The following is a 24,446-nucleotide window of genomic DNA, read 5'->3' on the forward strand; positions in this document are numbered from 1 at the left end:
AGTCTAAATTACAAGAGATAAGGAACATTGGTAAGTTTAGCTTCGAAATAATTCGAATTAGAAAATTGCGCGCCAAGGTTCGGCGTAAGGAGAATATTATGGATGAGAGACAGGTAGAACAAATTCTACAGAATCCAAAATTTAAGGAAATGGTCAGCCGTAAAAGTAAGTTGAGCTGGACTTTGACGATCATCATGTTGGTGGTCTATGTCGGCTTTATGCTCCTTGTGGGCTATAACAAAGAGTTCTTGATGCAATCCGTGAGTGGTGGTGTGACCACGATTGGTATGCCATTAGGTCTAAGCATTATCGTATTGTCATTCTTACTGTGTGGTGTTTATTCGTATATTGCAAACAACAAGTTGGATGCATTAAACGCAGAAGCAATGCGTGAAGTAGAAGCAATTACTCAAGAAAAAGGACCGCACTAAGATGAAATGGAATTCATTGAAAGCAATAGTATTAGCGGCTCCTGCTCTGCTCATGTCAAGCATGGCAATGGCTGGACCAGATTTAGGTGAAGCACAGCAACAAGCAACCAACTGGCATGCGATTATCATGTTCGCAATTTTTGTTGGCTTGACTTTGTTTATTACCAAATGGGCAGCGAAGCAAACCACCAACACTGCAGACTTCTATACTGCCGGTGGTGGTATTTCGGGTTTCCAAAATGGTTTAGCGATTGCCGGTGACTACATGTCAGCAGCATCGTTTCTCGGTATTTCCGCAATGGTATTCAGTTCAGGCTTTGACGGCTTGCTGTATTCATTGGGCTTTATGGTGGGTTGGCCCATCGTATTGTTCTTGGTGGCTGAGCGTCTGCGTAACTTAGGTAAGTTTAACTTATCTGACGTGGTGTCATTCCGTCTAGCTGAGAAACCTGTCCGTACCCTTGCAGCAGTAAGCTCACTTGTGGTTGTAGCGTTCTACCTGATTGCACAGATGGTGGGTGCAGGTCAGTTGATTAAACTGCTATTCGGTTTGAACTACAACATTGCGGTTGTGATCGTTGGTCTACTGATGATGGCTTATGTAATCTTCGGTGGTATGTTGGCAACAACTTGGGTACAGATCATTAAAGCAGTGATGCTACTTTCTGGCGCAAGCTTCATGGCATTCATGGTCATGAAAGGCGTGGGCTTCAGCTTCTCTGAAATGTTCACTCAATCGATCCAAGTTTTCTCTAAAGTACATGACGTATCTTTAGCTGAAGCTGCAAACATTATGGGTCCAGGTAAACTTGCAGCCAACCCAATTGATGCGATCTCTCTAGGTCTTGCATTGATGTTCGGTACAGCAGGTCTTCCACACATCTTAATGCGTTTCTTCACAGTAAAAGATGCCAAAGAAGCACGTAAATCAGTAGTTGTAGCAACAGGTTTCATTGGTTACTTCTACCTATTAACTTTCATCATCGGTTTTGGTGCGATCCTTTATGTATCGAACAACCCACAATTTCTTGATGTAGCGAAAATGGCGGTAACTGGCAAGTTAGAACTTGTTGGTGGTAACAACATGGCAGCGGTTCACTTGTCTGATGCATTGGGCGGTGACTTGTTCATGGGCTTCATTTCAGCGGTAGCATTCGCAACAATTCTTGCAGTAGTTGCAGGTCTAACGTTGTCTGGTGCTTCAGCAATTTCACATGACTTGTATGCAAACGTATTCAAGAAAGGTCAAACTACACCTGAATCTGAACTTCGTATGTCTAAAATTGCGACTTTAGGTCTTGCGATCTTCGCAATGATTTTAGGTATCTTGTTCGAGAAACAAAACGTTGCATTCATGGTCGGTCTTGCATTCTCTGTAGCTGCATGTGCAAACTTCCCAGTGCTTGTATTGTCGATGTTCTGGAAAGGTTTAACGACGCGTGGTGCAGTGATTGGTGGTGTGGTTGGTCTAGCAACTGCCGTGATTCTAATTGTATTGTCTAAAGCAGTTTGGGTAGATACATTCGCAATCTCTGAAACACCAATTAACCCATTCAATGGCCCTGCTATCTTTGCAATGCCATTGGCATTCATCTGCTGCTGGTTGTTCTCTGTGACTGATAATTCAGCACAAGCACAAGCTGAGCGTAAAGCATTCGATGCACAGTATGTACGTTCACAAACTGGTATTGGTATCTCTGGTGCTTCAGATCACTAATCTGAATCGCCTAAAAAGCCCCTAATAAGGGGCTTTTTTTATATTTGAGTGAATGATATGAAACAGTGGTTTGTGGACAAATCTCTGTCCTATTTGCGTGTATAATTTTCTCCATTGATCGACATCTTCCAATGGCCTTGATCATCTTGATAAGGCGAGCGCTGAATGGTGAATTGTTGAGAGAAATTATCCTGACCGATGCTAAAGCTCTGATCACCAAAACTGCTCAAATGGGCTTTTATTCGCGACTGTTCAGCACCACTGAAGGTTTGGTTGGCAATACTTTTTTCAGTATGTTCTTGATGGTAATACGTCACTTCGCCCGACGATTTGATCACTATTTCACTGTGGTTGTTTTGCCAAGTCCCCACATAATTTTCATGGCCTTTGAGGAGCGGACTGTTTTGTGTACAGGCAGAGAGCATGAGCAGATAGAGGGGTGCAAATACGAGATGTTTTTTCATAATGAAATCTACCACGCAGGAGATTTCTTTGAATATGTGCCTGAAAACTGAAACTTACAGTAGTTTTTTTGAACCTCTTTGGTAATAAGAAACCCAGCTAGAACAGTGCTCATATGGATGCTTTTTCAGATTAAGATCAACAAATTTTTGCAATAAAAAAAACTCACTTCGTGCTAATTTAAAATCAATCAGTTGATGATGCTTCAGATCGATCATTTCAGCGCATGATAAAAATATAGAGATTGAAAATAATGCAAGGTTTTGTAGATTTTTGGAAAAGCTTTAGACTTTTACCCTCAGCATGGCTGTTACTGGTGCAGTTTCTGATCTTGGTTTTAACCGCGATTACCCGAGAAAGTCTGTCTTTTCGTGCGCTAATTTGGGTACTTGGGGTGTCGGTACTATTGATCATTGCCAAAGTGATTCGCCAAACTCCAATGTTTACGATTCTAGGACTGAGTTTTGTTGGCTGCGCCGTATTGTTTTCTACTTTGATTATGCTCGGTGTAAATCATCCCAATATTCAAATTATTGCGCATGGTTTTGAAGCATGCGCATATTTTAGTGCAGCCTATGGCTTATTACGCTATATGTTTGCCGATCGTTATTTAACCAAAGATGAACTTTTTGCAGCAGGGGCAGTATTTACCCTCATCGCATGGGGTTTTGCTTTTCTCTATAGTATTTGTCAGCTGATTTATCCGGATAGTTTTGTAAATCCTGCAGAGCCGGGTATGCAGTCGTGGTTAGATTTATTATTTTTAAGTTTTAGTTTGCAGTCTGCCACGGGTTTGTCAGATCTCATGCCAGTGAGCGCGCCTGCACGGGTGTTGGCTATGCTTCAAATGTTTTGTGGAGTGATGTATTTGGCTCTCATCGTTTCACGCTTAATTGCTTTGCAATATATTGCCCATTTACCGGAACGCCATGAACCCAAAGACAAATAATGGCAGAATAAAAAAAGGACGCAAATGCGTCCTTTTTGGTATTCAGTATCTAATATGAATTAGAAACGGAATTTAGCGTTTACGCCAACAGTTTGAGTGTCAAGCGCAACTTCTTCAGCATTAGCATTTACATAGCTAGCACCAACTGCAACAGCAGGAGTGATGAAGTAGTTTACGTTCGCGCCCCAAGCTGAGTCTGGAGTACCAGCAAAGCTAGATTCAGCGTAAGAAGCACCAACGCTTAATTTAGGAGTTACGAAAAGATCAGTTTTGAATTGGTAAGCAGTGTCATCACCGTAGATGATGCCTGATTCGAAACCAATTGCCATGTTAGTGTCGTCGATTGCGCCAACATATTTAGCACGTGCAGTGATTGCGTCTTGGTCTTGGCCAATAGTTGTAGCTTCAGCAACAGCTTTAGCAACACCGTTACCCATAACGTTGAACGCGTCAACAGCAGCTTGGTCAGCAACGCTAGTGTAACCAACAGCAACTAAGAAGTTTTGAGTTGGAAGCGCACCAACTTCTAATGCATAACGGTCGCCATTGTTGTCAGCGAATTTTTGGTTTTTGCTGTCAAGAATAGTGTGGCTGTAAGACGCGCTTGCATATACAGGAACAACTTTAGTTGGAACATAAGCTTCAGCTTTAGCACCGAAGTTATGAGCAATTACGTCAGTACCTTGTGAACCAACTTCACCGTAGTTGTAAGCAACAGATACGTTAGAAGCTTGGTTTAAGAATGCAGCTTCTGCTAAAGGACCTTTTGTAGAGTCAACATTTTTGAAGTAGTAAGTACCTTGAACACCACCAATGAAATCTTTGTCATTTGCAGTTGTGTCGATGTATTCTGCTTGGCCTTGAACTTCAAATTGGTAAGCTTGAGCACCGGTCATGGCTAATAATAAAGCAGTGGCTAAACCGAGTTTTTTCATGATTTTCTACCAGTTGTTACAAATGGATTAAACATTGAGCATTGTATTGTAACAATATATTAAGTCAATGATCCTAAAGGTTATTATTCAGTCTCTGACTCAGATCTTTATTTCATAATAAGAAATTCAGTTTTTACTCTAACTAATAAGTCACTGAAAAAAAATCATTGAGAACAATTAAGTAAGTTTGATTAAATTCTTAATTAAAAAAATACACTTGAAAAAATACACAACTTTTCAATCTAAAATAACATTTATTATTGTTATTTTAATTCAAAATAACATTTATTGTAGTGGGTAAATTCTAACGCTTTTCACGCATTTGAGGTAATAAATCGGGACTTTGACTGTTGAATTGTTGGGCTAAAACCACTTATTTGTATATTAAATAGACATTTTTGTTTTAAGTTTGAGGGATATGTCACTTAAATATGTGTCTTTGTGATATTTTTAATATCCTAGTGAAATACTTGGCTTTACATCAGGTTTTATTTGATTCATAATTTGCCAATCGAGTCGTCACACGGTTTAAAAGTGTGACTTTGACCCTGATTCTCCATTATTGTTTTTTATTCGCCCAGCTTTCCCCAAGGTTGGGCTTTTTTTTATTTAAAAATGCAACTTTATATTAAAGATAAAATATAGAGCAAATATCTCGTAGAAATAAATGCACTTTTATGGTGCGTTAATAATTCTATTTATCTTTCAATTAAAGCGATATAGACAAAAAAAATCCTGATTTTCAAGGAAAATCAGGATTTTTTAGCCAAAATTTTCGGGAAACTAAAATATTCTGCTGAGGAAGAAATCTAGTGTGCCCTAATACGGTGCATTCTGCACCAATTTATTGCAATTGTAAATATTTATTTAAACAAGTTAATAAAAAATATTTCGCTTTGATATATGCTGCTGTTTTTTAGCAAATTATCTCGTTCTAAAGTGATAAAAATGTGACAGATTAAGCACATTTATATAGAATTTAGAGCTATAAATGTTCACTTTACAAATTAATAAATTATTGGTCATTAATTTAAATATTCCCGCGTTTAGTTGAGAAGTGGGTTGGGGTATGCAACAAGTGTGGGGCATAAAATAGATGGAAACATTACGAACAGAGCATATTAGTAAGCGCTTGCAACTTGCGATGCTAGTAATCGTCTTGTCTATCGTATTTATCAGTGTTCCATTGATTGTGAGCAGCAATCAACATTACCTCAAAAGTGCCGAAGCGCTGAAAGAAATTCAGATGCTGAAAATGGTGGCAGATTTAACCAACCAAATTTCCCGTGAACGTGCGCCAGCTAACAGTGCAATGTCGAGTCAAGGTGAACAGCGCGAGCAAAAAATTATTGAGTTGGCTGAATATCGTCAAGGCGTTGATCGGCAATATCAAGATACACTGAAAGTTTTAAAAGAAACGGGCTTTGCACCGATCGCCCAGCAGTTAGAGTCCAATTTATATCCATATTTGTTGCAGGGTCGCAAAACGGTCGATCAATATATTGCGCTGCCGACACAACAGCGTGAAGCTAAAAAATTGGATCATGCCATTTTGGCGATGTTCCAAGCTTGGGATCAAAGCTATATTGCCATGCAGAAATTGGTCAATCATTCACATGGTAAAGATACCCGTGTATCGAATTATTACACGCTGATTTTATTACTGGCAGAATTACGTGATCAGGCGGGAAGAGTCGCATCAAATATTATGGCTGCGGTATCATTTCAACAGGAAATTCCAGAGCAAAATTTAGCGCGGAGTTTACAAACCCAGCGTCAAACACGCTATCTATGGGAATTGATCAATGTCGTGCAGTCTGAACATGACAAAACTCCCGAGTTTAAACAGTTACATCATGCGGTAAGGACGGAATTTTTAGATAAAGGTTTGCCAATTATTGATGGTTTGACTCAAAAAAGTCTTCAACATCAGCGTTATCACATGGATGGCACCCAGCTCACTGATGCAATGGTCAACAAATTTGTCACAGTGGTGGAATTGCAAAGTTATATTTTAGATTACAGTCTCAAAGTAGCTGCGGATGAACAACGTGAAGCGCGAAATAAATTGATCTTTACGCTTTTTGTCTCACTCGTGTCATTACTGACTGCATTATTAACGATGTTCTATGCCAAGAAATGGGTGTTTGAACCTTTAATTCGTGCTCGTAATCAGTTATTTAAACTGGCTCGGCACCGACAAATGGATCAAGGCGTGATTGAACCTGCCAAAGTAGGTTATCTCAGTTTATTTGACGCCATTCAGCATATTGAAAACATGCTGGAACAGCGTGATGCCTTTGAATTTCAGCTTAAACATATTGCCAATACTGACTCACTCACCAATGTCGCCAATCGTTTTGCCTTAGATGAATATATTAAATTTCGCGACAGCCAAAATTCAGGCTTTTTACATACAGCACTGATCGTGATTGATATTGATCACTTTAAACAGGTGAATGATCGCTATGGGCATATTGTCGGCGATTTGGTGATTCAACATGTTGCCAATCAATTACGAAAACATATTCGTTCATCCGACTTGGTGGTGCGATATGGAGGAGATGAGTTTTTAGTCCTGATCGAGGGGATTGATATGCTCAAAGCTCAGCACATTGCCGAAACCATACGGCATGATATTCAGCATGTGAATTTCAATTTGGTAGAAGACGAAACCGATCTCATCGTGACGGTGAGTATTGGAGTGGCAGTGGGGGCCAAAAGCTGGATCGATTTATTAGAGCGAGCAGACCAAGCATTGTTTAAAGCCAAAGCTGCGGGGCGTGATCGTGTTTCAGTCTAAATGCAGCTTGGCAGATTCATAAAGTTAGCTAGACAAATGAATTAATCTTCATCTTTATATAATTTATTGCAGGCTTGTTGGTTCATTTGACTACCATCTTCATTCCAACACTGGGCTTGGGTAATTTTGCCTAAATCGTACTGAAGCACCGCTTCAGGTTGCCCATCGTCATACCAAATTTTATAACTGTTATGACGAACGCCATTACGATAATAACCTTGGCGTTCTAGTTTGCCGTTTTCAAACCACATTTTCAGCTCGCCAATCAGTTTATTGTTTTGAAAATTGGCATAGGTCCACGGTTTACCATTACTGTACCAGCGTTGGCGCAGGCCATGCTCGATACCATTTTTATAATTTTGAGAAAAAGCCAGTTGCCCATTTGGATGCCAAATTTTGTAATCCCCCTGAGATTCACCATTGATGATGCTACTTTCTTGCTCTTTTATCCCATTGGCAAACCAAAACTCAAGTTTGCCCTCGTACTCCCCATTTTTATAGGCAATGCGGCTACGGGATTTGCCGTTGGGGAAGAAACTTTCAAATACGCCTGAGCCTTGAATACCATCTGGAAAGTGAATTAGATGTTCACATTCACCATTTTTAATTTTGCTGTTGCTCAGAAAGATGGTGGTTAGGGCATTGCCATTGGCATAGACATATTGATTTTCATAGATCCCTTTGTGTGAAGTCGGGGTACTGAGGGCTTTACACTGCGGCTTATCTTTCCATGGGCTAAGATCAGGGTCTTCTTGTGAGACAAACAGCACCATGTATTCGTTTAGATAGCCATCGGCAAAGCTATATATTGGACATAATAAGAGACTGAAACTTAAGATAAATTTATTCATTGTTAGTATGCTTTTATATTTTAAAAAGTTAAAAATTATTCGTTGTTGAGTTCACGATAGGCGTCATCATAAGGATGTTTTGTTTAAAAATAAATAGTCGTTATGCTAAGTTTGCAACAGATACAAGACTGTTGAAAAGTACACAATTCAGGTTTGAACTTCATCTTATACTGTGGACTTTAAACGCCATAAAAATAGTGCAATGAAAAAAATATATCTATCGTTGATGACTGTCCTGAGTTTGTCAGCATGTACAACAAATGAAGGCATGTTGGATTCATCTCAACACTTAAAACAAACGGCTCAAGCCAATTTAGTAAATTCACGGGTGAGAGAGATTCCGTCTTTATTTAATCAAGCACAGACACAGGCGGTATTTGTCACATTTGATGGTCAGCGTTTGAGCCATTATGGCAATGACTTACAGCGCGCCCACACCGAATACATTCCCGCATCTACTTTTAAAATGTTAAATGCATTAATTGGTTTGCAGCATCAGAAAGCGACAGCCACTGAAGTTTTTAAATGGAAAGGTGAAAAACGTGCTTTCCCGTCATGGGAAAAAGACCTGACTTTGGGTGAAGCGATGCAAGCATCTGCAGTTCCTGTATATCAGGAACTGGCAAGGCGAATAGGTTTGGCGTTAATGCAACAAGAAGTCAAACGGGTCGGTTTTGGCAATGCCAATATTGGCAAACAGGTGGATAATTTTTGGTTGGTTGAGCCGTTAAAGATTACGCCTGAACAAGAAGTCAAATTTGCGTATCAGCTTGCGACAGAGAAATTACCGTTTGATGTCGCGGTACAAAAGCAAGTCAAAGATATGCTTTATATTGAAAGCCGTGGGGATGCGAAGTTATATGCCAAGAGTGGTTGGGGTATGGATGTAGAGCCGCAAGTTGGGTGGTATACCGGTTGGGTAGATGATGGTCATGGCAAGATCACGGCGTTTAGTTTGAATTTGCAGATGGCTGCAGGGGATGATGTGGCGGAGCGTAAGCAGTTGACGTTGGATGTGTTGGATAAGTTGGGTGTGTTTCATTATTTACGTTAATTTTTTGAATTTTGAATTTTGAATTTTGAATTTTGAATTTTGAATTGGCACGTCCTCGCTTTGCATTAGGTTTTAGCTTCCATTGCGTAGGATTTATCTTACTTTTGAAAGCACAAAAGTAAGCAAAATGCTTTTGTTTGACTGAGGGCACATCCGTGCTGCCCCAGTCAAACAGGCGACATCCATGTCGCCGTCATGTGATTGAATTTATTGTTTTTTGCAGATATAAAGGATACAAGTTATTAATATTTCAAGACAATGAACCAGTCTCAAGAACAACGTTTAGAAGATATTTTTAGAACAAATGATAATAATGGGATCGCAATTGCGATTACTGGGTCTTGGGGAGTTGGGAAAACTTTCTTCTGGAATAGCTTTTTAAAAGTTCAATCAATCAAAGAACAGGAAAGGAAGTATTTACCACTGTCCGTAAGGCTTATGCATAAGAATTTTTTTGATAAAAAATATGCTTATGTTTCTTTGTTTGGTATAGAAAATTTATCTGATCTTAAAGCTGCTATATCCACAAATATGAGTAGTAATTACTTTAATCAAGAGTCCACAAAGAACTTTGAAATACCTACATTCATCAAAAAGGGACTTACAGCTTTAAGAGAGGTTAAGCTAACGAGCAGCGAATATGGAATTAGTTCTTCTGCACGAATTTTTGAATCCGTGTTATATGCTCAAGTTAAAGATGCGATTATCTGCTTTGATGATTTTGAACGTATGTCAAACAAGCTTGATATAAAAGATGTCATGGGCTTGGCAAATCAGCTTAAACTAGAAAGAAATTGTCAGGTCGTTTTGATTTTAGATGAAGATAAAGCTGAAGGAGAGAATAAGAAAAAATATGCTGAATATAAAGAAAAGTTGATTGATGAAACCATAAAAATTACATCTGTTGAACCTTTGATTCGTGCAAATACAAAAGATATAGATGATGATTTAGTTAATTTGATGATTAAATTTGCTGAAGAGTTAGAGATTCATAATTTTAGATTTTTTCAAAAAGTCATAAAATTGTATAGCCAGTTTCTAGATCAACTACCTAAAGTGGTGGCCGATTCCACTAAACTAATTATTCTAACTAGAATTCTACAAGGTTATTTCATTTCTGATTTTGGTGTTAAATATGATTTTCAATGGGAAGATATCCAATTGGTTCTCGAAGATAATCAAAAAGATTGGTCTGAGAGGAAAGTTAAAACATATAAAGCATTACAGAATATTTCGTACAATTTTATACATTCTGATGTATGGCTTAGTGAGTTCAAAAAATGGTTTGATCAAGTAGATGAACTGGATTTCGGTTTATTAAAAGAGTTAGCTAGTTCTGAATTGATATCCGAAAAAAATAATGACTATACAAAAAGTTTTCATGCAATAACTAAGAAATTTTGGAAGTTGCAAGCAGATGAAAATTTTCCTAAAGATTTATTTGAAATAACAAAAAAAGTAATAGGCTTAGAAAATTTAGGAAATATAAGTTTTGCAATTAAACTTCTAGAGCTATTTGGGCATTCCGATCAAGCGATCGAATTAGAATGTATTGCATGTGAGTGGATACATGAACAAATGATTAGAAATAGAAGATCATTTATAGGTATAAATCAATTAGGTGAAATTAGACCCGTTTTTGAAGATTATATTGAAAAATTTGAGTTGAGTTCTGAACATTTACCAATTCTAGTTGATGCTGTTTTTAAAATATTTGTTAATGGCGCTGGAAGTAGTGAGGATGAGTTATCCGTAGAAAAAGCGAATAAACAACAATGGAAAGAACTGTTATTTATTCAAATCCTCCAAGATGAAAGATTTAATGATATTAATAGTAGCTATATAGTAAAAAAAATACTCGAAAGGCCTACTGCCTCAAATTTTAAAGCTTCTTTTAGAACAATGATCACTGAAATCTATGAAGAAAAAGGAAAAGAATCTGAATTTTATAAAAATTATATGGATTATCTGATAACTCGACTAGAGAACTAAATCTCCCCCTAACCCTGAGCCATATATGGCGCAAGGAAAAAGAGGGGGGAACTCCACTGAATTAATAATGGAATACTCCCTCCTTTATTAAAGGAGGGTTGGGGAGGATTGAATTACTTCAACATCGGCTTCAAGAACTTAGCTGTATGCGATACTTTATTCTTAGCCACCTGCTCAGGTGTACCTTCGGCAATAATCATACCGCCACCCGCACCACCTTCAGGGCCTAAGTCCACAATCCAATCGGCAGTTTTAATCACATCCAAGTTATGCTCAATCACTACAATGGTATTGCCCTTATTACGCAGCTCATGCAGGATGTCGAGCAACTTGGCAATATCATGGAAGTGTAGACCAGTTGTTGGTTCATCAAGCACATACAAGGTTTTGCCTGTATCGCGCTTCGCCAACTCACGAGCCAATTTGACACGCTGCGCTTCACCACCCGAAAGCGTGGTTGCAGATTGACCTAAACGGATATAACCCAAGCCAACTTGGTTCAAGGTTTCCAAACGACGGTGAATCACAGGAATAGCATCAAAGAAATGCATCGCATCTTCAACCGTCATTTCTAAGACATCTGAAATGTTACGACCTTTATAGCCAACTTCCAGCGTTTCACGGTTATAGCGCTTGCCATGGCAGGCATCGCAAGGCACATACATATCAGGTAAGAAGTGCATTGCGACCTTAATCATGCCGTCGCCTTCGCAGGCTTCACAGCGACCGCCTTTCACGTTAAACGAGAAACGACCTGCAGCATAACCACGTGCTTTGGCTTCAGGGGTTTGCGCAAAAAGTTCACGAATTGGGGTAAACAAACCGGTGTAAGTTGCAGGGTTTGAACGTGGTGTACGACCGATTGGGCTTTGGTCAATATCAACGACTTTATCGAGGAACTGTAAGCCATCAATCGAGTCAAATTTTTCCGCAGTCAGTGTGGTTGCCCCGTTCAATTGAGTTGCTGCAAGCGGCAATAATGTCCGGTTAATCAGGGTCGATTTACCTGAACCCGACACACCCGTTACACAGGTCATTACCCCTAAAGGAATAGTCAAATCGACATTTTTCAGGTTATGACCCGCAGCGCCCATTAACTTAATTTGCTCTTCAGGTTTTGGCGGTTGTGTGCGTGTTTTCGGCACATCAATACTGAGCTTTCCTGATAGATATTGACCAGTTAATGAATCTGGATTTGCCAAAATTTCGTCATACGTCCCTTCGGCAATCACATGACCACCGTGCACACCGGCACCCGGCCCAATATCAATAATATGATCCGCAGCACGGATCGCATCTTCATCATGTTCTACAACTAATACGGTATTACCAAGGTCACGTAGGCGAACTAAGGTTTCAAGCAAGCGGTCATTATCACGCTGATGTAGACCAATTGAGGGTTCATCAAGGACATACATCACGCCCATAAGGCCCGCGCCAATTTGTGAAGCCAGACGGATACGCTGTGCTTCACCACCCGACAGTGTTTCTGCCGAGCGCGATAAACTTAAATAGTTCAAACCGACAGAGACTAGGAAGTGCAAACGTTCACGAATTTCTTTGAAAATCTTGTCAGCAATTTCACCTTTGGCACCGCTTAAGTTGAGGTCTTGATAATAGCTTTCAGCATCGCCGATCGACATCTTGGTGATTTGCGCGATGGTTTTATCTTTAACTCGGACATGGCGTGAAATTTCATTGAGACGTGAGCCACCGCAAGCATCACATGCGGCATTTGACAAATACTGTGCTAAATCTTCACGTACATAGTTAGATTCCGTTTCACGGTAGCGACGTTCTAGGTGCGGCAAAATCCCTTCAAAGGCTTGCACACGTTTGTGCGAACGACCACGCTCATCAATATAGCTGAGGTCAACTTTTTCCTTGCCTGTACCATAAAGGAATTTCTTTTTGGTCTCGGCATCGAGTTCATTCCACGGTGTATCTAAAGAATAACCAAAATGATCGGCAACTTTTTGGATCATGCTGTAGTAATACGGACGTTGACGGTCCCAACCACGGATTGCCCCTTGGCTAATTGATACATCTGGACTTGGAATGAGTTTTTCAGCACTAAAATGGCTGCGTGTGCCTAAACCATCACAAACAGGACAGGCACCGAATGGATTATTGAAGGAAAATAGACGCGGTTCCAGTTCACCTACGGCACGTTCACATTCAGGGCAGGAGTGTTTGGCTGAAAATACGCGGTCTTCTTGTTCGCCTTTCATCCATGACAAAATGGCAATATCACCGCCCATGCGTAAAGCCGTTTCAAAACTTTCTGCAATCCGGTTGCCAAGATCATCACGTACTTTAAAACGGTCGACCACCACTTCAATGGTGTGCTTTTTCTTTTTGTCTAATTCGGGTGGTGTGTCGATATCAATAACTTCACCATCGACACGGGCACGGACAAAACCCTGACCTTGTAATTGTTCAAATAAGTTGGTGTATTCACCCTTACGGTCACGGACCACAGGGGCAAGCAACATAAGCGCCGTGCCTTCTTCTAGACCTTTGACGGTATCGACCATTTCAGACACAGTCTGAGCTACCATCGGGAGGTCATGTTCAGGACAATACGGCGTGCCGACACGGGCATAGAGTAGACGTAAATAGTCGTAAATTTCGGTGATTGTTCCCACTGTTGAGCGTGGGTTGTGGCTCGTTGATTTTTGTTCGATGGCAATCGCAGGACTCAAGCCTTCAATCGAGTCGACTTCTGGCTTTTCCATTTGCGAAAGGAATTGGCGTGCATAGGCAGATAAGGACTCAACATAGCGACGTTGACCTTCAGCATATAAGGTATCAAAAGCCAAAGAGGACTTCCCTGAACCAGAAAGACCCGTAATGACCACAAACTTGTCGCGTGGAATATCGAGTGACACATTTTTTAAGTTATGGGTACGTGCGCCTCGAATACGGATATGGCTTTGGCTCATGCAAGGGGTCCTAAAATATTCATCGAAAAACCTATATATGATAGCGCATGAAAAATGTTCAAGTGTAATTTAAACCTAGATTTATGCGTGACTTTGTGAGAAAAATGGCCGAATCAAAATATAGCTGTCTGTGCCGATGCCCTAAAACATCCGCAAATCAGCAATCTAGGACTTTTAACATGAAATGGCAACTTCATCTCAATCCAACATTAGGTGTGATGGGTTTATTGATGTGTAGTGTGTTTTTGAGTGCATGTACCCCGAACCACACACCGAAAGCGCAAAAATATGACAGCTTAGAACAAGCAACTTTGGCGCTGAATACCGAAAGTGAAAAAATTGATCTGTATATTGCGAAATTAGGTCAAGCCAAAACAGAAGCTGAAAAAAAGCATCTGGCTTGCGAAAAAATTCCTCAACAGTTTGATTTGGTTTTGGCAATTGTTGAAAACAATCAACATTTGATGAGTGCTGAAGATTTAAAAGTTCAAGCGCAGTTTAAGCACATGGCTGAGCAACAAAAAGCGCGCTTTACATCTAGCCTGTGGTGTAAAGGTGCATAAATATAAAAGCGCTGTGACTGTTTTGAGTTCATCGTTTAAATCTCCTGTGCTATGCGCATAACAATTCATTGGAAAATCTCAGGACTATCGCAGAAAAGGCGTAAAATGCAGTTTTCTCTAAACTATTGAATGCCATGTTGTCCTTATTTTTCAAAAGCTTAATGGGTGCCTTTGTTGTGGTATTAATTGCTTTGCTGTCTAAAAGTAAGGCGTTTTATATTGCAGGTTTGGTTCCATTGTTTCCGACTTTTGCGTTGATTGCCCATGTGATCGTGGCAAATGATCAGGGTGCAGCCGCATTACAAAAAACAGCGCTGTTTGGACTCTGGTCTCTCATCCCCTATTTCATTTATATATTGATGGTGTACCTGCTCGCAACACGTATGAACTTAACGGCATGTTTGAGTGTAGCAACGTTGAGTTGGGTACTTGCTGCGGCTGTTTTGATTTATGCATGGCAGAGTTTTCAGTAAGCATCAAAAGCCTATATCGATGCTGATTTAGATCAATTTTTTATGGGTTCTAGATCATTTATAAAACTATAGATTTGGCTAAAATTATGATGAATTTCCAATCGTTAAATGTGTGATTTTAAATGTAAGTATTTGAATAATTAATTATAATTCTGACAGAACAGCAAATAATCATGATAAGAGCAAATAATGTTAAAACAATTTTGGGTGATCATCTGCCTCATGTTTTCAAGCCAAATCCTGTGGGCTGAAGACAGTCAAATCCTCGCGTTTGAACAGTTTATTGACCCTGCAGCCGAGCAGCGTTATAGCGTGAGCGTGCCTGCGGTCGGGCAAAATGAACAGCTATGGTCTGTGGTATATATGGTGCTACAAACCAACCAAGTCCCTGACAACACCGTATTAGACTTTAAAGTCGTTTCCCAAGGTTTATTATCGAAAAATAATCCTGCACAAAAAATACAAGAGTATGCTTTTGACGGCGTACAGTTGGCACAGAAAAAAGACTATGTTCTGTCCCAATTTTCCGATTTGAGTGAACAACTGGAAGATCAAACGGGCAAGAAAGTGCAGGATGCATCGCTCTTTGATACCAGTCGTGCCCATGTATATGCCCGCGTCGAAGATTGGGTGCCTGACTATAATGCACAAGCCACCCAACTGAATATTGAACTGGGTAAACTGAATGAAATGCAGGTGAAAGGGCTGTATTTGATTTTAGGTAAAGGCGAGAAACCTAAGGATCTATTGGCCATTGCTCAACTAGATCCGATGATCAAATCACAATTTCATTCAGAAGAAATACAGGAACGCAAAGCAGCTCGCAGTGAATTGCGTGAAGCACGTTTGGCGATTTTTTTGGTGATTATCGCGATGGGGATTTTCCTCGGATGGTATCGTTTTAAACGCTAATGCCTGAAATGATCGTGCAAGGTCATTTGAACCGAATCCAACCGTATAAAAAAGGATCTAAAAGCAATTTTAGATCCTTAATTTTTTATACAGTTTAAATCAAAGGTTTATTCTACAGGCCATGTGCGCTGTTGATACGCGCTGTCCCAGAACATCCATTCTAATTTTGCGCCGTTCGTATAAGCCGCATGCATTTTTTCACGTGTATCTGCATCGCAGCGAGCCGCCACTCGATCAATAGTTTGAATCACGTTTTGCACAGCAGTATGGAAGTCTTCACCTGAGTAGGTGTCGATCCATGCTTGGTAAGGGTTATTAGGCACAGATTGGCTGACAATGGCTTTGCCGACTTCAGCATAGATCCAAAAGCAAGGCAGGAGTGAGGCAAGGACCACAGGGTAACTTTCTGACCATGCTGTCGCTGTTAGAAATGAAGTGTAATGATGGCAGGCAAGGGTCAGTGGAGTATTTTCAAACTGTTCTTTGCTAATGTTGAAACCTTGCATAAAGTCATTGTGCAGACTGCGTTCCACCACGATGGCAATTTTTGCCGCTTCAGAAAACTGAATCACATCGTCGGCATCAAATGCCTTGGCTGCACACACTGCAAGCGCACGACCATAGGCCAATAAATAATGGGCATCCTGAATGACATAGTGGCAAAAGGCATCGCGGCTTAAGCTACCCTGAGCCAATTCCTGATTAAACGGTAGATGGAGAATCTGCTGATATAACGCGGTATTACGTTGCCAAACTTCTTCAGAAAAACGCATTGAACATTCCTGTCGTTAAAAATGAAAGACGGGTCTACACCATGATGCGATGTAATTGAGAGCCTCCATCTTAGAGTGTTTATTCAAAATGTAACGAATAATTTTTGGTTTCAATCCTGAAAAGCTGCATAATTGCGCCATAAACTTAGCTTCAAACTGGGTATTCCCTCATTTTGAAATCTTATTGAATGAATAGGTCGATCTATCATGATGAAACATTTTGGTTTCTCAATCGTCTTTACGATCGTGTGTCTTGCCATTTCTGCATATTGGGGTCTGAATCATGGCCCAAATGCAGGTGTGCAAGCCATGCTGACAGCACTGACCATTACTGCAATTTTGGCAGTGATGGAAGTATCATTGTCATTTGATAACGCTGTAGTGAATGCATCGGTACTCCGTGGTTGGGATCATTTCTGGAAAATGATTTTCTTAACCGTCGGGATCGTGATTGCTGTATTCGGTATGCGTTTGATTTTCCCAATCGTCATTGTTGCTGTAACGGCTGACATGGGCGCTATGGAAGTGGTGCAATTGGCATTGAATAATCCAATTGAATACTCTGCAAAATTGATGGCCCATCATGCAGAAATTGCGGCCTTTGGTGGTGCTTTCTTATTGTTGGTGTTCCTGAACTTCTTCTTAGATGAAGGGAAAGATACCCATTGGTTCCGTTGGTTAGAGCGCCGTTTGGCCAATCTTGCGAACGTTCCTGCGATGTCCGTGTTTATTGCCCTAATTGCGTTATTGGTAATGGCAGCAAACGTGGCCGAAGCCTCTCGTCTAGCGGTAGTCATGGCGGGTATCTGGGGGATCGTGGTGTATATCGGTGTCCAAGTACTGAGTCATTTATTGGGTGGTGAACCTGAAGTTGATGAAAACGGTAATGCGGTTGGACATGACGCAAATGGCGTACCGACGGGCGTGATCAAAGCAGGTTTTGGTGGTTTCCTTTACCTTGAAGTACTCGATGCCTCATTCAGTTTTGATGGTGTGATTGGTGCATTTGCGATTACCTCTGATGTCGTAATCATTATGCTCGGTCTTGCTATTGGTGCTATGTTCGTGCGTTCAATGACCATTTACTTAGTGGATAAAGGCACCTTAGATGCTTATATCTTCCTTGAACATGGTGCGCATTATGCGATTGGTGCTTTGGCCTTCATTATGTTGGCGAGTGGCACAGGTCTTCATGTCCCTGAAGTGGTAACGGGTCTAATTGGTGTGGCATTTATTGTTTGGGCTGTGATTGCCTCAATTCAATATAAAAAGCGTCAAGAAAATCTAGGCTAATTTAAATTTGCCTAAAATCTCCCAAAAAGCGCAGCGTCAGCTGCGCTTTTTATTTGTCCAATCATCAGGATATTTAAAATCAATAAAAATCCTGCTTCGCTTTAAGCTGAATGTCCTATAATCCCATTCCAAGATTAATGAATTTTTAACCAGCTATGATGAATGCTCTTGAACGACGCTCAACTTTTGCTTTGAGTAGTATTTTCGCCTTACGTATGCTGGGGCTGTTCATGATTATTCCTGTTTTCTCTGTGGCAGGTCAGCAATATGCAGGGGCAACACCGGCACTCATTGGTTTAGCGGTGGGTGTCTATGGGTTGACCCAAGCGATTTTACAGATTCCGTTTAGTTTGATTGCAGACCGTTATAGCCGTAAACCGTTGGTGGTGATCGGGCTGCTGTTGTTTGCTTTAGGTGGTGCAATTGCTGCAATGTCCGATAGCATCTATGGCGTGATTATCGGGCGTGCGATTGCCGGTGGTGGTGCTGTATCTGCCGTAGTGATGGCTTTGTTAGCCGATGTCACACGTGAAGAACAGCGTACTAAAGCCATGGCCATGATGGGGATGAGTATCGGTTTGTCCTTTGTGGTCGCGTTCAGCCTTGGACCTTGGCTCACAGGTTTAGTCGGCATCTCGGGTTTATTTTGGGTGACCACCATCATGGGACTTGCCGCGATTGCGATGTTGCTATTGGTACCGAAAGTAACGCGTCATCATAAAAATTTTCAACAAGGTTATCTGACGCAGTTAAAGCAAGTACTGAAAATGCCTGATCTAAATCGTTTACATGTTTCAGTCTTTTCATTGCATTTACTGCTCACAGCGATGTTTATCTATGTGCCGTCTCAGTTGATTGACTTTGCCAATATTCCCTTGCATTCGCATGGTCTGGTGTATTTGCCGCTTTTGGTCGTGAGCCTGTTTTTTGCCTTTCCAAGTATTATTTTGGCGGAAAAATATCGCAAAATGCGCGGCATTTTCTTGACCGCCATTGGTGGCATTATTTTAGGATTGGGCATCTTAATTTTTGGTTTCGAATCAAAATATATTTTGCTGACAGGCTTAGGTTTATTCTTTATCGCATTTAATGTGATGGAGGCATTATTACCGTCATGGTTATCGAAAGCAGCTCCAATTCAATCCAAAGCGACTGCCATGGGGGTGAACGCCAGCAGTCAGTTTCTGGGGGCATTTTTTGGTGGTATGATTGGTGGGCAACTTCTGTTGCTAAATGATACGGCAATGGGATGGGGCATCCTGACAGGGCTAGCCATTTTATGGTTGATCATTAGTTTTGGGTTGGCTCAACCGCGTTATTTATCGTCTATGGTTTTCAGTTTGCCTGAAGATAAAGAAACGGATGAATGGACTTCTCAGCTTTTAGCAATTCGTGGTATTGAAGAAGTTGTGGTGATGTCTGACCAGCAAGTGGCTTATGTAAAAGTGGATAAGCAGCAGATGGATGAATCTGCGCGACAACATTTAACGCACTTGTTAGGGAAAGAGGTAGCCATTTAAGCATAACTCTTATAAAGTAAATAATAGAAACAAATAGGAAGAATACGTCTGATGCGTGGTGTAAATAAGGTCATTTTAGTTGGTACTTTGGGTCGTGACCCTGAAACAAAAACTTTCCCAAATGGTGGTTCTCTCACTCAGTTTTCAATTGCAACGAGTGATTCATGGACAGATAAAAATACAGGTGAACGTAAAGAGCAAACAGAATGGCACCGTATTGTGTTACATAACCGCTTAGGTGAAATTGCACAGCAATATTTGCGCAAAGGTTCTAAAGTGTATATTGAAGGTTCATTACGTACTCGTCAGTGGACAGATCAAGGCGGTCAAGAGCGTTACACGACTGAAATTCGTGGTGAACAAATGCAAATGCTTGACAATAATCGCCAACAAGGCGAACAAGGTCAAGGCGGTGATTTTGGTCAGCCTCGTTTTAATAATCAACAAGGTGGTTATAACAATAACCAAAACCAAGGTGGCTACGGTAATAGCTCAAACCAAGGCGGTTATGGCAATAACCAACCGGCTCAAGGCAATAGCTATGGCAATAACAACCCAGGTGGTTTTGCGCCAAAACAACAGCCTGCACCGACACCGGCTCCTGCAGCAGCAGATTTAGATGACGACTTACCGTTTTAATGAACCTTAAACACAGCGTTTAAAACGGTAGATCATCATCAAAAAAAGCCCTCAATCTTGAGGGTTTTTTTATGTGTATCTAAATGTTTGCCAGTACTGTGTTCAGCATTGAGCGAATAGATTATTGATTGGTAGCGTCGATTAAAATCTAATATTAATATAAATAATAAATCTAAAAATCCGATAGTTTTTATAAAAAAGTTCGGTTTTACCTATGATTTGATAAGTCGTATTCTAGCTTCAACAGATAAGCAATCCCTGAAATGAGTTAGAGGAATATCAAATGAGTTTAATTAATACTGAAGTAAAACCATTTAACGCTACCGCTTACCAAGACGGTCAATTTATTGAAGTTTCAGAAAAAGACTTCTACGGTAAATGGTCTGTGGTGTTTTTCTATCCTGCTGACTTTACTTTTGTATGTCCAACAGAATTAGGCGATCTTGCTGATCACTATGCTGAATTCAAAAAAATGGGCGTAGAAATTTATTCAGTATCTACTGATACACACTTCACGCATAAAGCTTGGCACGATTCTTCTGAAGAAATTAAGAAAATCGAATACCCAATGGTTGGCGATCCAACTTGGACACTTGCGAAAAACTTTGATGTTTTAATTGAAGCGGATGGTCTTGCTGACCGTGGTACTTTCGTAATTGACCCTGAAGGTAAAATCCAAATCGTTGAAATCAATGCAGGTGGTATTGGTCGTGATGCTTCTGAATTGATGCGTAAAGTAAAAGCTGCTCAATATGTACATGCACACCCAGGTGAAGTATGTCCTGCAAAATGGAAAGAAGGTGAAGCGACGCTTGCACCATCGATCGACCTAGTGGGTAAAATCTAATTTGGTGATCCAACCGTAGATTTAAAAAAGCCAGAACTCAGTTCTGGCTTTTTTGTGGTTTAGATCATTAGACTAAATAGCCATCATGTTCTGGAGCATAGCCACGAACTCCATCGACTAAATAGTCAATTAATCTTTCCATGACTAGGCGTTGACCTTTGCGCGAAGCATATACCAATTGCACCGTACCGACATTTGAGCACCATTCGGGGAAGAGGTGAATTAAACGACCTGCCTCAATATCTGCTTGCACGGTTAAATAGGGTAAGTCTGCAATGCCTAAACCATCGAGTGCTGCATAATAAGCACCGGCTAAGTCATTGCTTTTAATCCGAGGCTGTAAGGCAATTTCAATCTGTTCTTGCTGTCCCGTATGATGCAAATGCCATTGATAGCGGTTTTTCTGTGTGCCCAAAACGATACTCGGAAATTCTGTCAATTCGGTAATATGCTTTAACTCGCGTCCTTGTAAAAGTTCAGGACTAATCACTAAGCAATGCACGGTTTTAATCACGTCACGTACAATAATGCTCGAGTCTTCATTCTTACTAAAATTGGTGCGAATCGCCAAATCAATGTCGTCATGTAAGACATCCACACGGCGGCTAGACAGCTCGAGTTCGACCTGAACTTTGGGATGATCTTTTAAAAATTGATTTAACAAGGGGCGAATTTGATGTTCCATCATGACTGGTGGACAACTAATTTTAACCAAGCCTTCAAGTTCACTTTTTTGCTTCAGGAGTACCTGATGCGCACATTCGACTTGTTCTATCACTTTTATGCATTCTTCATACAATTCTTGGCCTAATGTCGTGACCTTAAAGTGTCGGGTAGAACGCTGAATAAGGGTGACATTATATTTGGCTTCAAGATCTAAAATGCGTCGGCTTAATTTTGATTTTGTAATATTCGATGCTTCACTTGCAGCGCTAAAACCGCCATGTTTCACCACCAAGTAAAAGTAGTAATAGTCATCAAATGAATGCATGGATCACCTTATGCAGTGAAAAATTATTTCAATTCCAATTATCATACGTCAATTTATACATCAGGTATAAAAAAAGCGGCTCGAAGCCGCTTTTTACTACTGGAGGATTATTTCTTTTCAGTATTTTGCGTATAGCTGTTGATGAGGTTACGGTAGTCTGGAATATGGTTGCCGAAAAGCGCACCTAAACCTTCAATATCATTACGCCAGTCACGGTGTAATTCACACGCGGTACCAAACCACGTCATGAGCTGTGCACCCGCTTGCGTCATACGTTCCCACGCTGAGTCGCGGGTTAAATGGTTGAAAGTACCTGAAGCATCGGTCACCACAAAGACGTCAAAGTCTTCTTCTAAAGCAGACAAGGTTGGGAATGCCACACACACCTCAGTCACTACACCGGCAATAATCAATTGTTTTTTGCCGGTTGCTTTGACTGCTTTCACAAAATCTTCATTATCCCAAGCATTAATTTGACCTGGTCGTGCAATATAAGGTGCGTCAGGGAACATTTCTTTGAGTTCTGGAACCAATGGCCCGTTTGGACCTTGTTCAAAACTGGTGGTGAGAATTGTTGGAAGATTAAAATATTTCGCGGCTGCAGCCAGTGCAAGCACATTATTTTTAAATTTATCTGGATCAATATCGCGAACCAATGAAAGTAGACCTGTTTGATGGTCAACTAAAAGTACCGCGGCATTGTCTTTATCTAAACGAACGTAAGGTTTGCCCATTTTATTGTCCTCTTTCCTGTTTGCAAGTACGCAGGATCAGATGAAGTCTGCGTGTTAACTCGATTTAGCATAGCTATAAAAATGGGATAATGGAATGGGTTTAAATGAGAAAAACAATCATAAAATTGGGATAATTCATTGCTGAATATGACTTAAACCCCTATATTTTCCAAATCAATGCTTGTTTTTGAGTAAATTTTAGATTGTATTACTGATTATTGTTCTATATTTGAGATATATAATGCTATTTGGATGATGGTCAGCAAGTATTTCAAAGCTTAAAATAAGCGCTATGTTCATCCTATCGTATGAATATAGGAGCTAAGAAATGAAAAAAGTAATTGGTGTTTATCGTAATCAGCAAATGCATTGGGTGGGTGATGGTTTTCCAGTCAAAAGCTTATTCTCCTATGATCGTCTAGGTCAGGCCATTAGCCCATTTTTGCTTTTGGATTATGCGGCACCTTATCAGTTCGATCCCACCACTGCACAGCATGGCGTGGGTTCACATCCACATCGTGGTTTTGAAACCGTGACTATCGCCTACAGCGGTGAAGTGACTCATAAAGACTCAAGTGGTGGTGGCGGCACAATTCAAACGGGCGATGTGCAATGGATGACCGCAGGTTCGGGTTTGGTACATGAAGAATTTCATTCGCCTGAATTTGCTCAAGCAGGTGGTCTTTTTGAGATGGTTCAATTGTGGGTGAATTTACCGGCAAAAGACAAAATGACTCAGCCTCGTTATCAAGCGATCACGCGCCAAGATATTCCACGCATAGACATGGATGAAGGTGCAGGCCATATTCGGGTGATTGCCGGTGAAATGGGTGGTCACCTTGGGCCAGCACAGACCTTTAGTCCAGTGAATGTCTGGGATGGTGAGTTGAAAGCTCAATATGAAACCACCTTACATGTACCTGAAGGGCATAACACCATTTTGGTGGTCTTGAAGGGTGAGGTTGTGGTGAATGAAAGCCATAAAGTGCAAGACAGTTCGATGGTCATGTTTGCCAAAGACGATATCGCCATTCAGCTACAAGCGTTGCAGGACACACAATTTTTGTTGCTTAGCGGTGAGCCACTAAATGAGCCGATTCAAGGTTATGGCCCATTTGTGATGAATAGCAAAGCTGAAATCATTCAAGCCTTTGATGATTTCAATAACGGAAAATTTGGTGAAATTGCACTGGCGCATGAAGCTTAAGCGAAAATCATGTCGTTGAAATAGCCGAAAAAAAAGCCTCTGAATAGTCAGAGGCTTTTTTATTGAGCGCTGTAGTATTTATAGTTGTCATGATTTAAATATCATTTTACTTTTTATAAATTGTGATGAATTTATCACTTTCTTATGTGGCGCATCTTAGCGACACTTGGCTTTAAAGTAAACCAAAAGTTATAAAAATGGTTAATTTAATTGTTTGGTTTTATAGGGTAATTAAAATTTTAAAGAAAAATGTGGTTAAAAAACAAAGCTTAAATTGTGTGTTTTTTGAATGTAAATATTTGTAAATTTAACTTAAAAACCGCTGTACTGAAATCCATACAAAAAATGCGAATCT

Annotated in this window: 21 protein-coding genes; 14 read left to right on the forward strand and 7 right to left on the reverse strand. The window is 40.4% G+C overall.

The window, feature by feature from the left end; all coding sequences use genetic code 11:
* The first annotated feature begins 98 nt into the window (after window positions 1–98).
* Together G0029_RS00820 and G0029_RS00825 are read left to right on the forward strand one after the other, a co-directional pair.
* Window positions 99–431 (forward strand): DUF485 domain-containing protein, encoded by a 333-nt coding sequence (locus G0029_RS00820; protein ID WP_078193192.1) that lies wholly within the window; start codon window positions 99–101, stop codon window positions 429–431.
* Between the two features lies 1 nt (window position 432).
* Window positions 433–2,148, forward strand: a complete 1,716-nt coding sequence (locus G0029_RS00825) for a cation acetate symporter (protein ID WP_111884487.1) — start codon at window positions 433–435, stop codon at window positions 2,146–2,148.
* An 89-nt stretch (window positions 2,149–2,237) separates the two neighbouring features.
* On the opposite strand, the gene G0029_RS00830 is transcribed toward G0029_RS00825, so the two are convergent.
* Window positions 2,238–2,612, reverse strand: coding sequence for a hypothetical protein (locus G0029_RS00830; protein WP_180108155.1), 375 nt, complete (start codon window positions 2,610–2,612; stop codon window positions 2,238–2,240).
* Between the two features lie 251 nt (window positions 2,613–2,863).
* Between G0029_RS00830 and G0029_RS00835 the strand changes: the two genes are divergently transcribed.
* Window positions 2,864–3,559: an ion channel gene (locus G0029_RS00835; protein WP_180008803.1), complete on the forward strand. Its 696-nt coding sequence runs from the start codon at window positions 2,864–2,866 to the stop codon at window positions 3,557–3,559.
* 59 nt (window positions 3,560–3,618) lie between these two features.
* On the opposite strand, the gene omp33-36 is transcribed toward G0029_RS00835, so the two are convergent.
* Window positions 3,619–4,494, reverse strand: coding sequence for a porin Omp33-36 (omp33-36, locus tag G0029_RS00840; RefSeq protein ID WP_180108156.1), 876 nt, complete (start codon window positions 4,492–4,494; stop codon window positions 3,619–3,621).
* 1,096 nt (window positions 4,495–5,590) lie between these two features.
* Between omp33-36 and G0029_RS00845 the strand changes: the two genes are divergently transcribed.
* Window positions 5,591–7,297 carry a GGDEF domain-containing protein gene (locus tag G0029_RS00845; protein ID WP_180108157.1) on the forward strand — a complete coding sequence of 569 codons (1,707 nt, stop codon included), beginning with the start codon at window positions 5,591–5,593 and terminating at the stop codon, window positions 7,295–7,297.
* A gap of 41 nt (window positions 7,298–7,338) precedes the next feature.
* On the opposite strand, the gene G0029_RS00850 is transcribed toward G0029_RS00845, so the two are convergent.
* Window positions 7,339–8,148 carry a toxin-antitoxin system YwqK family antitoxin gene (locus tag G0029_RS00850; protein WP_180078613.1) on the reverse strand — a complete coding sequence of 270 codons (810 nt, stop codon included), beginning with the start codon at window positions 8,146–8,148 and terminating at the stop codon, window positions 7,339–7,341.
* A gap of 202 nt (window positions 8,149–8,350) precedes the next feature.
* Here G0029_RS00850 and blaOXA point away from each other — a divergent pair, with 202 nt between their 5' ends.
* Together blaOXA and G0029_RS00860 are read left to right on the forward strand one after the other, a co-directional pair.
* A complete protein-coding gene (gene blaOXA, locus G0029_RS00855) occupies window positions 8,351–9,202 on the forward strand; it encodes a class D beta-lactamase (protein ID WP_180108158.1) in 852 nt (283 codons plus the stop codon).
* A 258-nt stretch (window positions 9,203–9,460) separates the two neighbouring features.
* Window positions 9,461–11,194, forward strand: a complete 1,734-nt coding sequence (locus tag G0029_RS00860) for a P-loop NTPase fold protein (RefSeq protein ID WP_180108159.1) — start codon at window positions 9,461–9,463, stop codon at window positions 11,192–11,194.
* Window positions 11,195–11,307: 113 nt separating this feature from the next.
* Here G0029_RS00860 and uvrA read toward each other — a convergent pair whose 3' ends face one another.
* Entirely contained in the window at window positions 11,308–14,139 is a 2,832-nt protein-coding gene (uvrA, locus tag G0029_RS00865) for an excinuclease ABC subunit UvrA (protein WP_180109634.1), read from the reverse strand.
* Window positions 14,140–14,318: 179 nt separating this feature from the next.
* On the opposite strand from uvrA, the gene G0029_RS00870 reads away from it, so the two are divergent.
* The 3 genes from G0029_RS00870 (at window position 14,319) to G0029_RS00880 (ending at window position 16,087) form a co-directional block, all read left to right on the forward strand.
* Complete coding sequence (locus tag G0029_RS00870; protein ID WP_180035452.1) at window positions 14,319–14,702, forward strand: hypothetical protein; 384 nt, start codon at window positions 14,319–14,321, stop codon at window positions 14,700–14,702.
* A gap of 134 nt (window positions 14,703–14,836) precedes the next feature.
* Window positions 14,837–15,175: a GlpM family protein gene (locus tag G0029_RS00875; RefSeq protein ID WP_180108161.1), complete on the forward strand. Its 339-nt coding sequence runs from the start codon at window positions 14,837–14,839 to the stop codon at window positions 15,173–15,175.
* Between the two features lie 189 nt (window positions 15,176–15,364).
* Entirely contained in the window at window positions 15,365–16,087 is a 723-nt protein-coding gene (locus tag G0029_RS00880) for a hypothetical protein (protein ID WP_180109635.1), read from the forward strand.
* 107 nt (window positions 16,088–16,194) lie between these two features.
* On the opposite strand, the gene tenA is transcribed toward G0029_RS00880, so the two are convergent.
* Complete coding sequence (tenA, locus tag G0029_RS00885) at window positions 16,195–16,860, reverse strand: thiaminase II (RefSeq protein WP_180109636.1); 666 nt, start codon at window positions 16,858–16,860, stop codon at window positions 16,195–16,197.
* Window positions 16,861–17,067: 207 nt separating this feature from the next.
* Here tenA and G0029_RS00890 point away from each other — a divergent pair, with 207 nt between their 5' ends.
* The 4 genes from G0029_RS00890 (at window position 17,068) to ahpC (ending at window position 21,159) form a co-directional block, all read left to right on the forward strand.
* Window positions 17,068–18,153, forward strand: coding sequence for a DUF475 domain-containing protein (locus G0029_RS00890; RefSeq protein WP_180035454.1), 1,086 nt, complete (start codon window positions 17,068–17,070; stop codon window positions 18,151–18,153).
* Window positions 18,154–18,308: 155 nt separating this feature from the next.
* Entirely contained in the window at window positions 18,309–19,673 is a 1,365-nt protein-coding gene (locus G0029_RS00895) for an MFS transporter (RefSeq protein ID WP_111884498.1), read from the forward strand.
* A 51-nt stretch (window positions 19,674–19,724) separates the two neighbouring features.
* A complete protein-coding gene (ssb, locus tag G0029_RS00900) occupies window positions 19,725–20,312 on the forward strand; it encodes a single-stranded DNA-binding protein (protein WP_078193176.1) in 588 nt (195 codons plus the stop codon).
* A 283-nt stretch (window positions 20,313–20,595) separates the two neighbouring features.
* Window positions 20,596–21,159 carry an alkyl hydroperoxide reductase subunit C gene (gene ahpC / locus G0029_RS00905; protein WP_078190520.1) on the forward strand — a complete coding sequence of 188 codons (564 nt, stop codon included), beginning with the start codon at window positions 20,596–20,598 and terminating at the stop codon, window positions 21,157–21,159.
* A gap of 67 nt (window positions 21,160–21,226) precedes the next feature.
* On the opposite strand, the gene G0029_RS00910 is transcribed toward ahpC, so the two are convergent.
* A complete protein-coding gene (locus G0029_RS00910) occupies window positions 21,227–22,150 on the reverse strand; it encodes a LysR substrate-binding domain-containing protein (protein ID WP_180088779.1) in 924 nt (307 codons plus the stop codon).
* A 107-nt stretch (window positions 22,151–22,257) separates the two neighbouring features.
* Window positions 22,258–22,884, reverse strand: a complete 627-nt coding sequence (ycaC, locus tag G0029_RS00915; RefSeq protein WP_078193174.1) for an isochorismate family cysteine hydrolase YcaC — start codon at window positions 22,882–22,884, stop codon at window positions 22,258–22,260.
* A gap of 328 nt (window positions 22,885–23,212) precedes the next feature.
* Between ycaC and G0029_RS00920 the strand changes: the two genes are divergently transcribed.
* On the forward strand, window positions 23,213–24,091 hold the full coding sequence (locus G0029_RS00920) for a pirin family protein (protein WP_078190517.1): 879 nt from the start codon (window positions 23,213–23,215) through the stop codon (window positions 24,089–24,091).
* Window positions 24,092–24,446 lie beyond the last annotated feature (355 nt).

Source organism: Acinetobacter sp. YH12138, from assembly GCF_015218525.1.
In the GTDB taxonomy this organism is placed as follows: Bacteria; Pseudomonadota; Gammaproteobacteria; order Pseudomonadales; family Moraxellaceae; genus Acinetobacter; species Acinetobacter amyesii.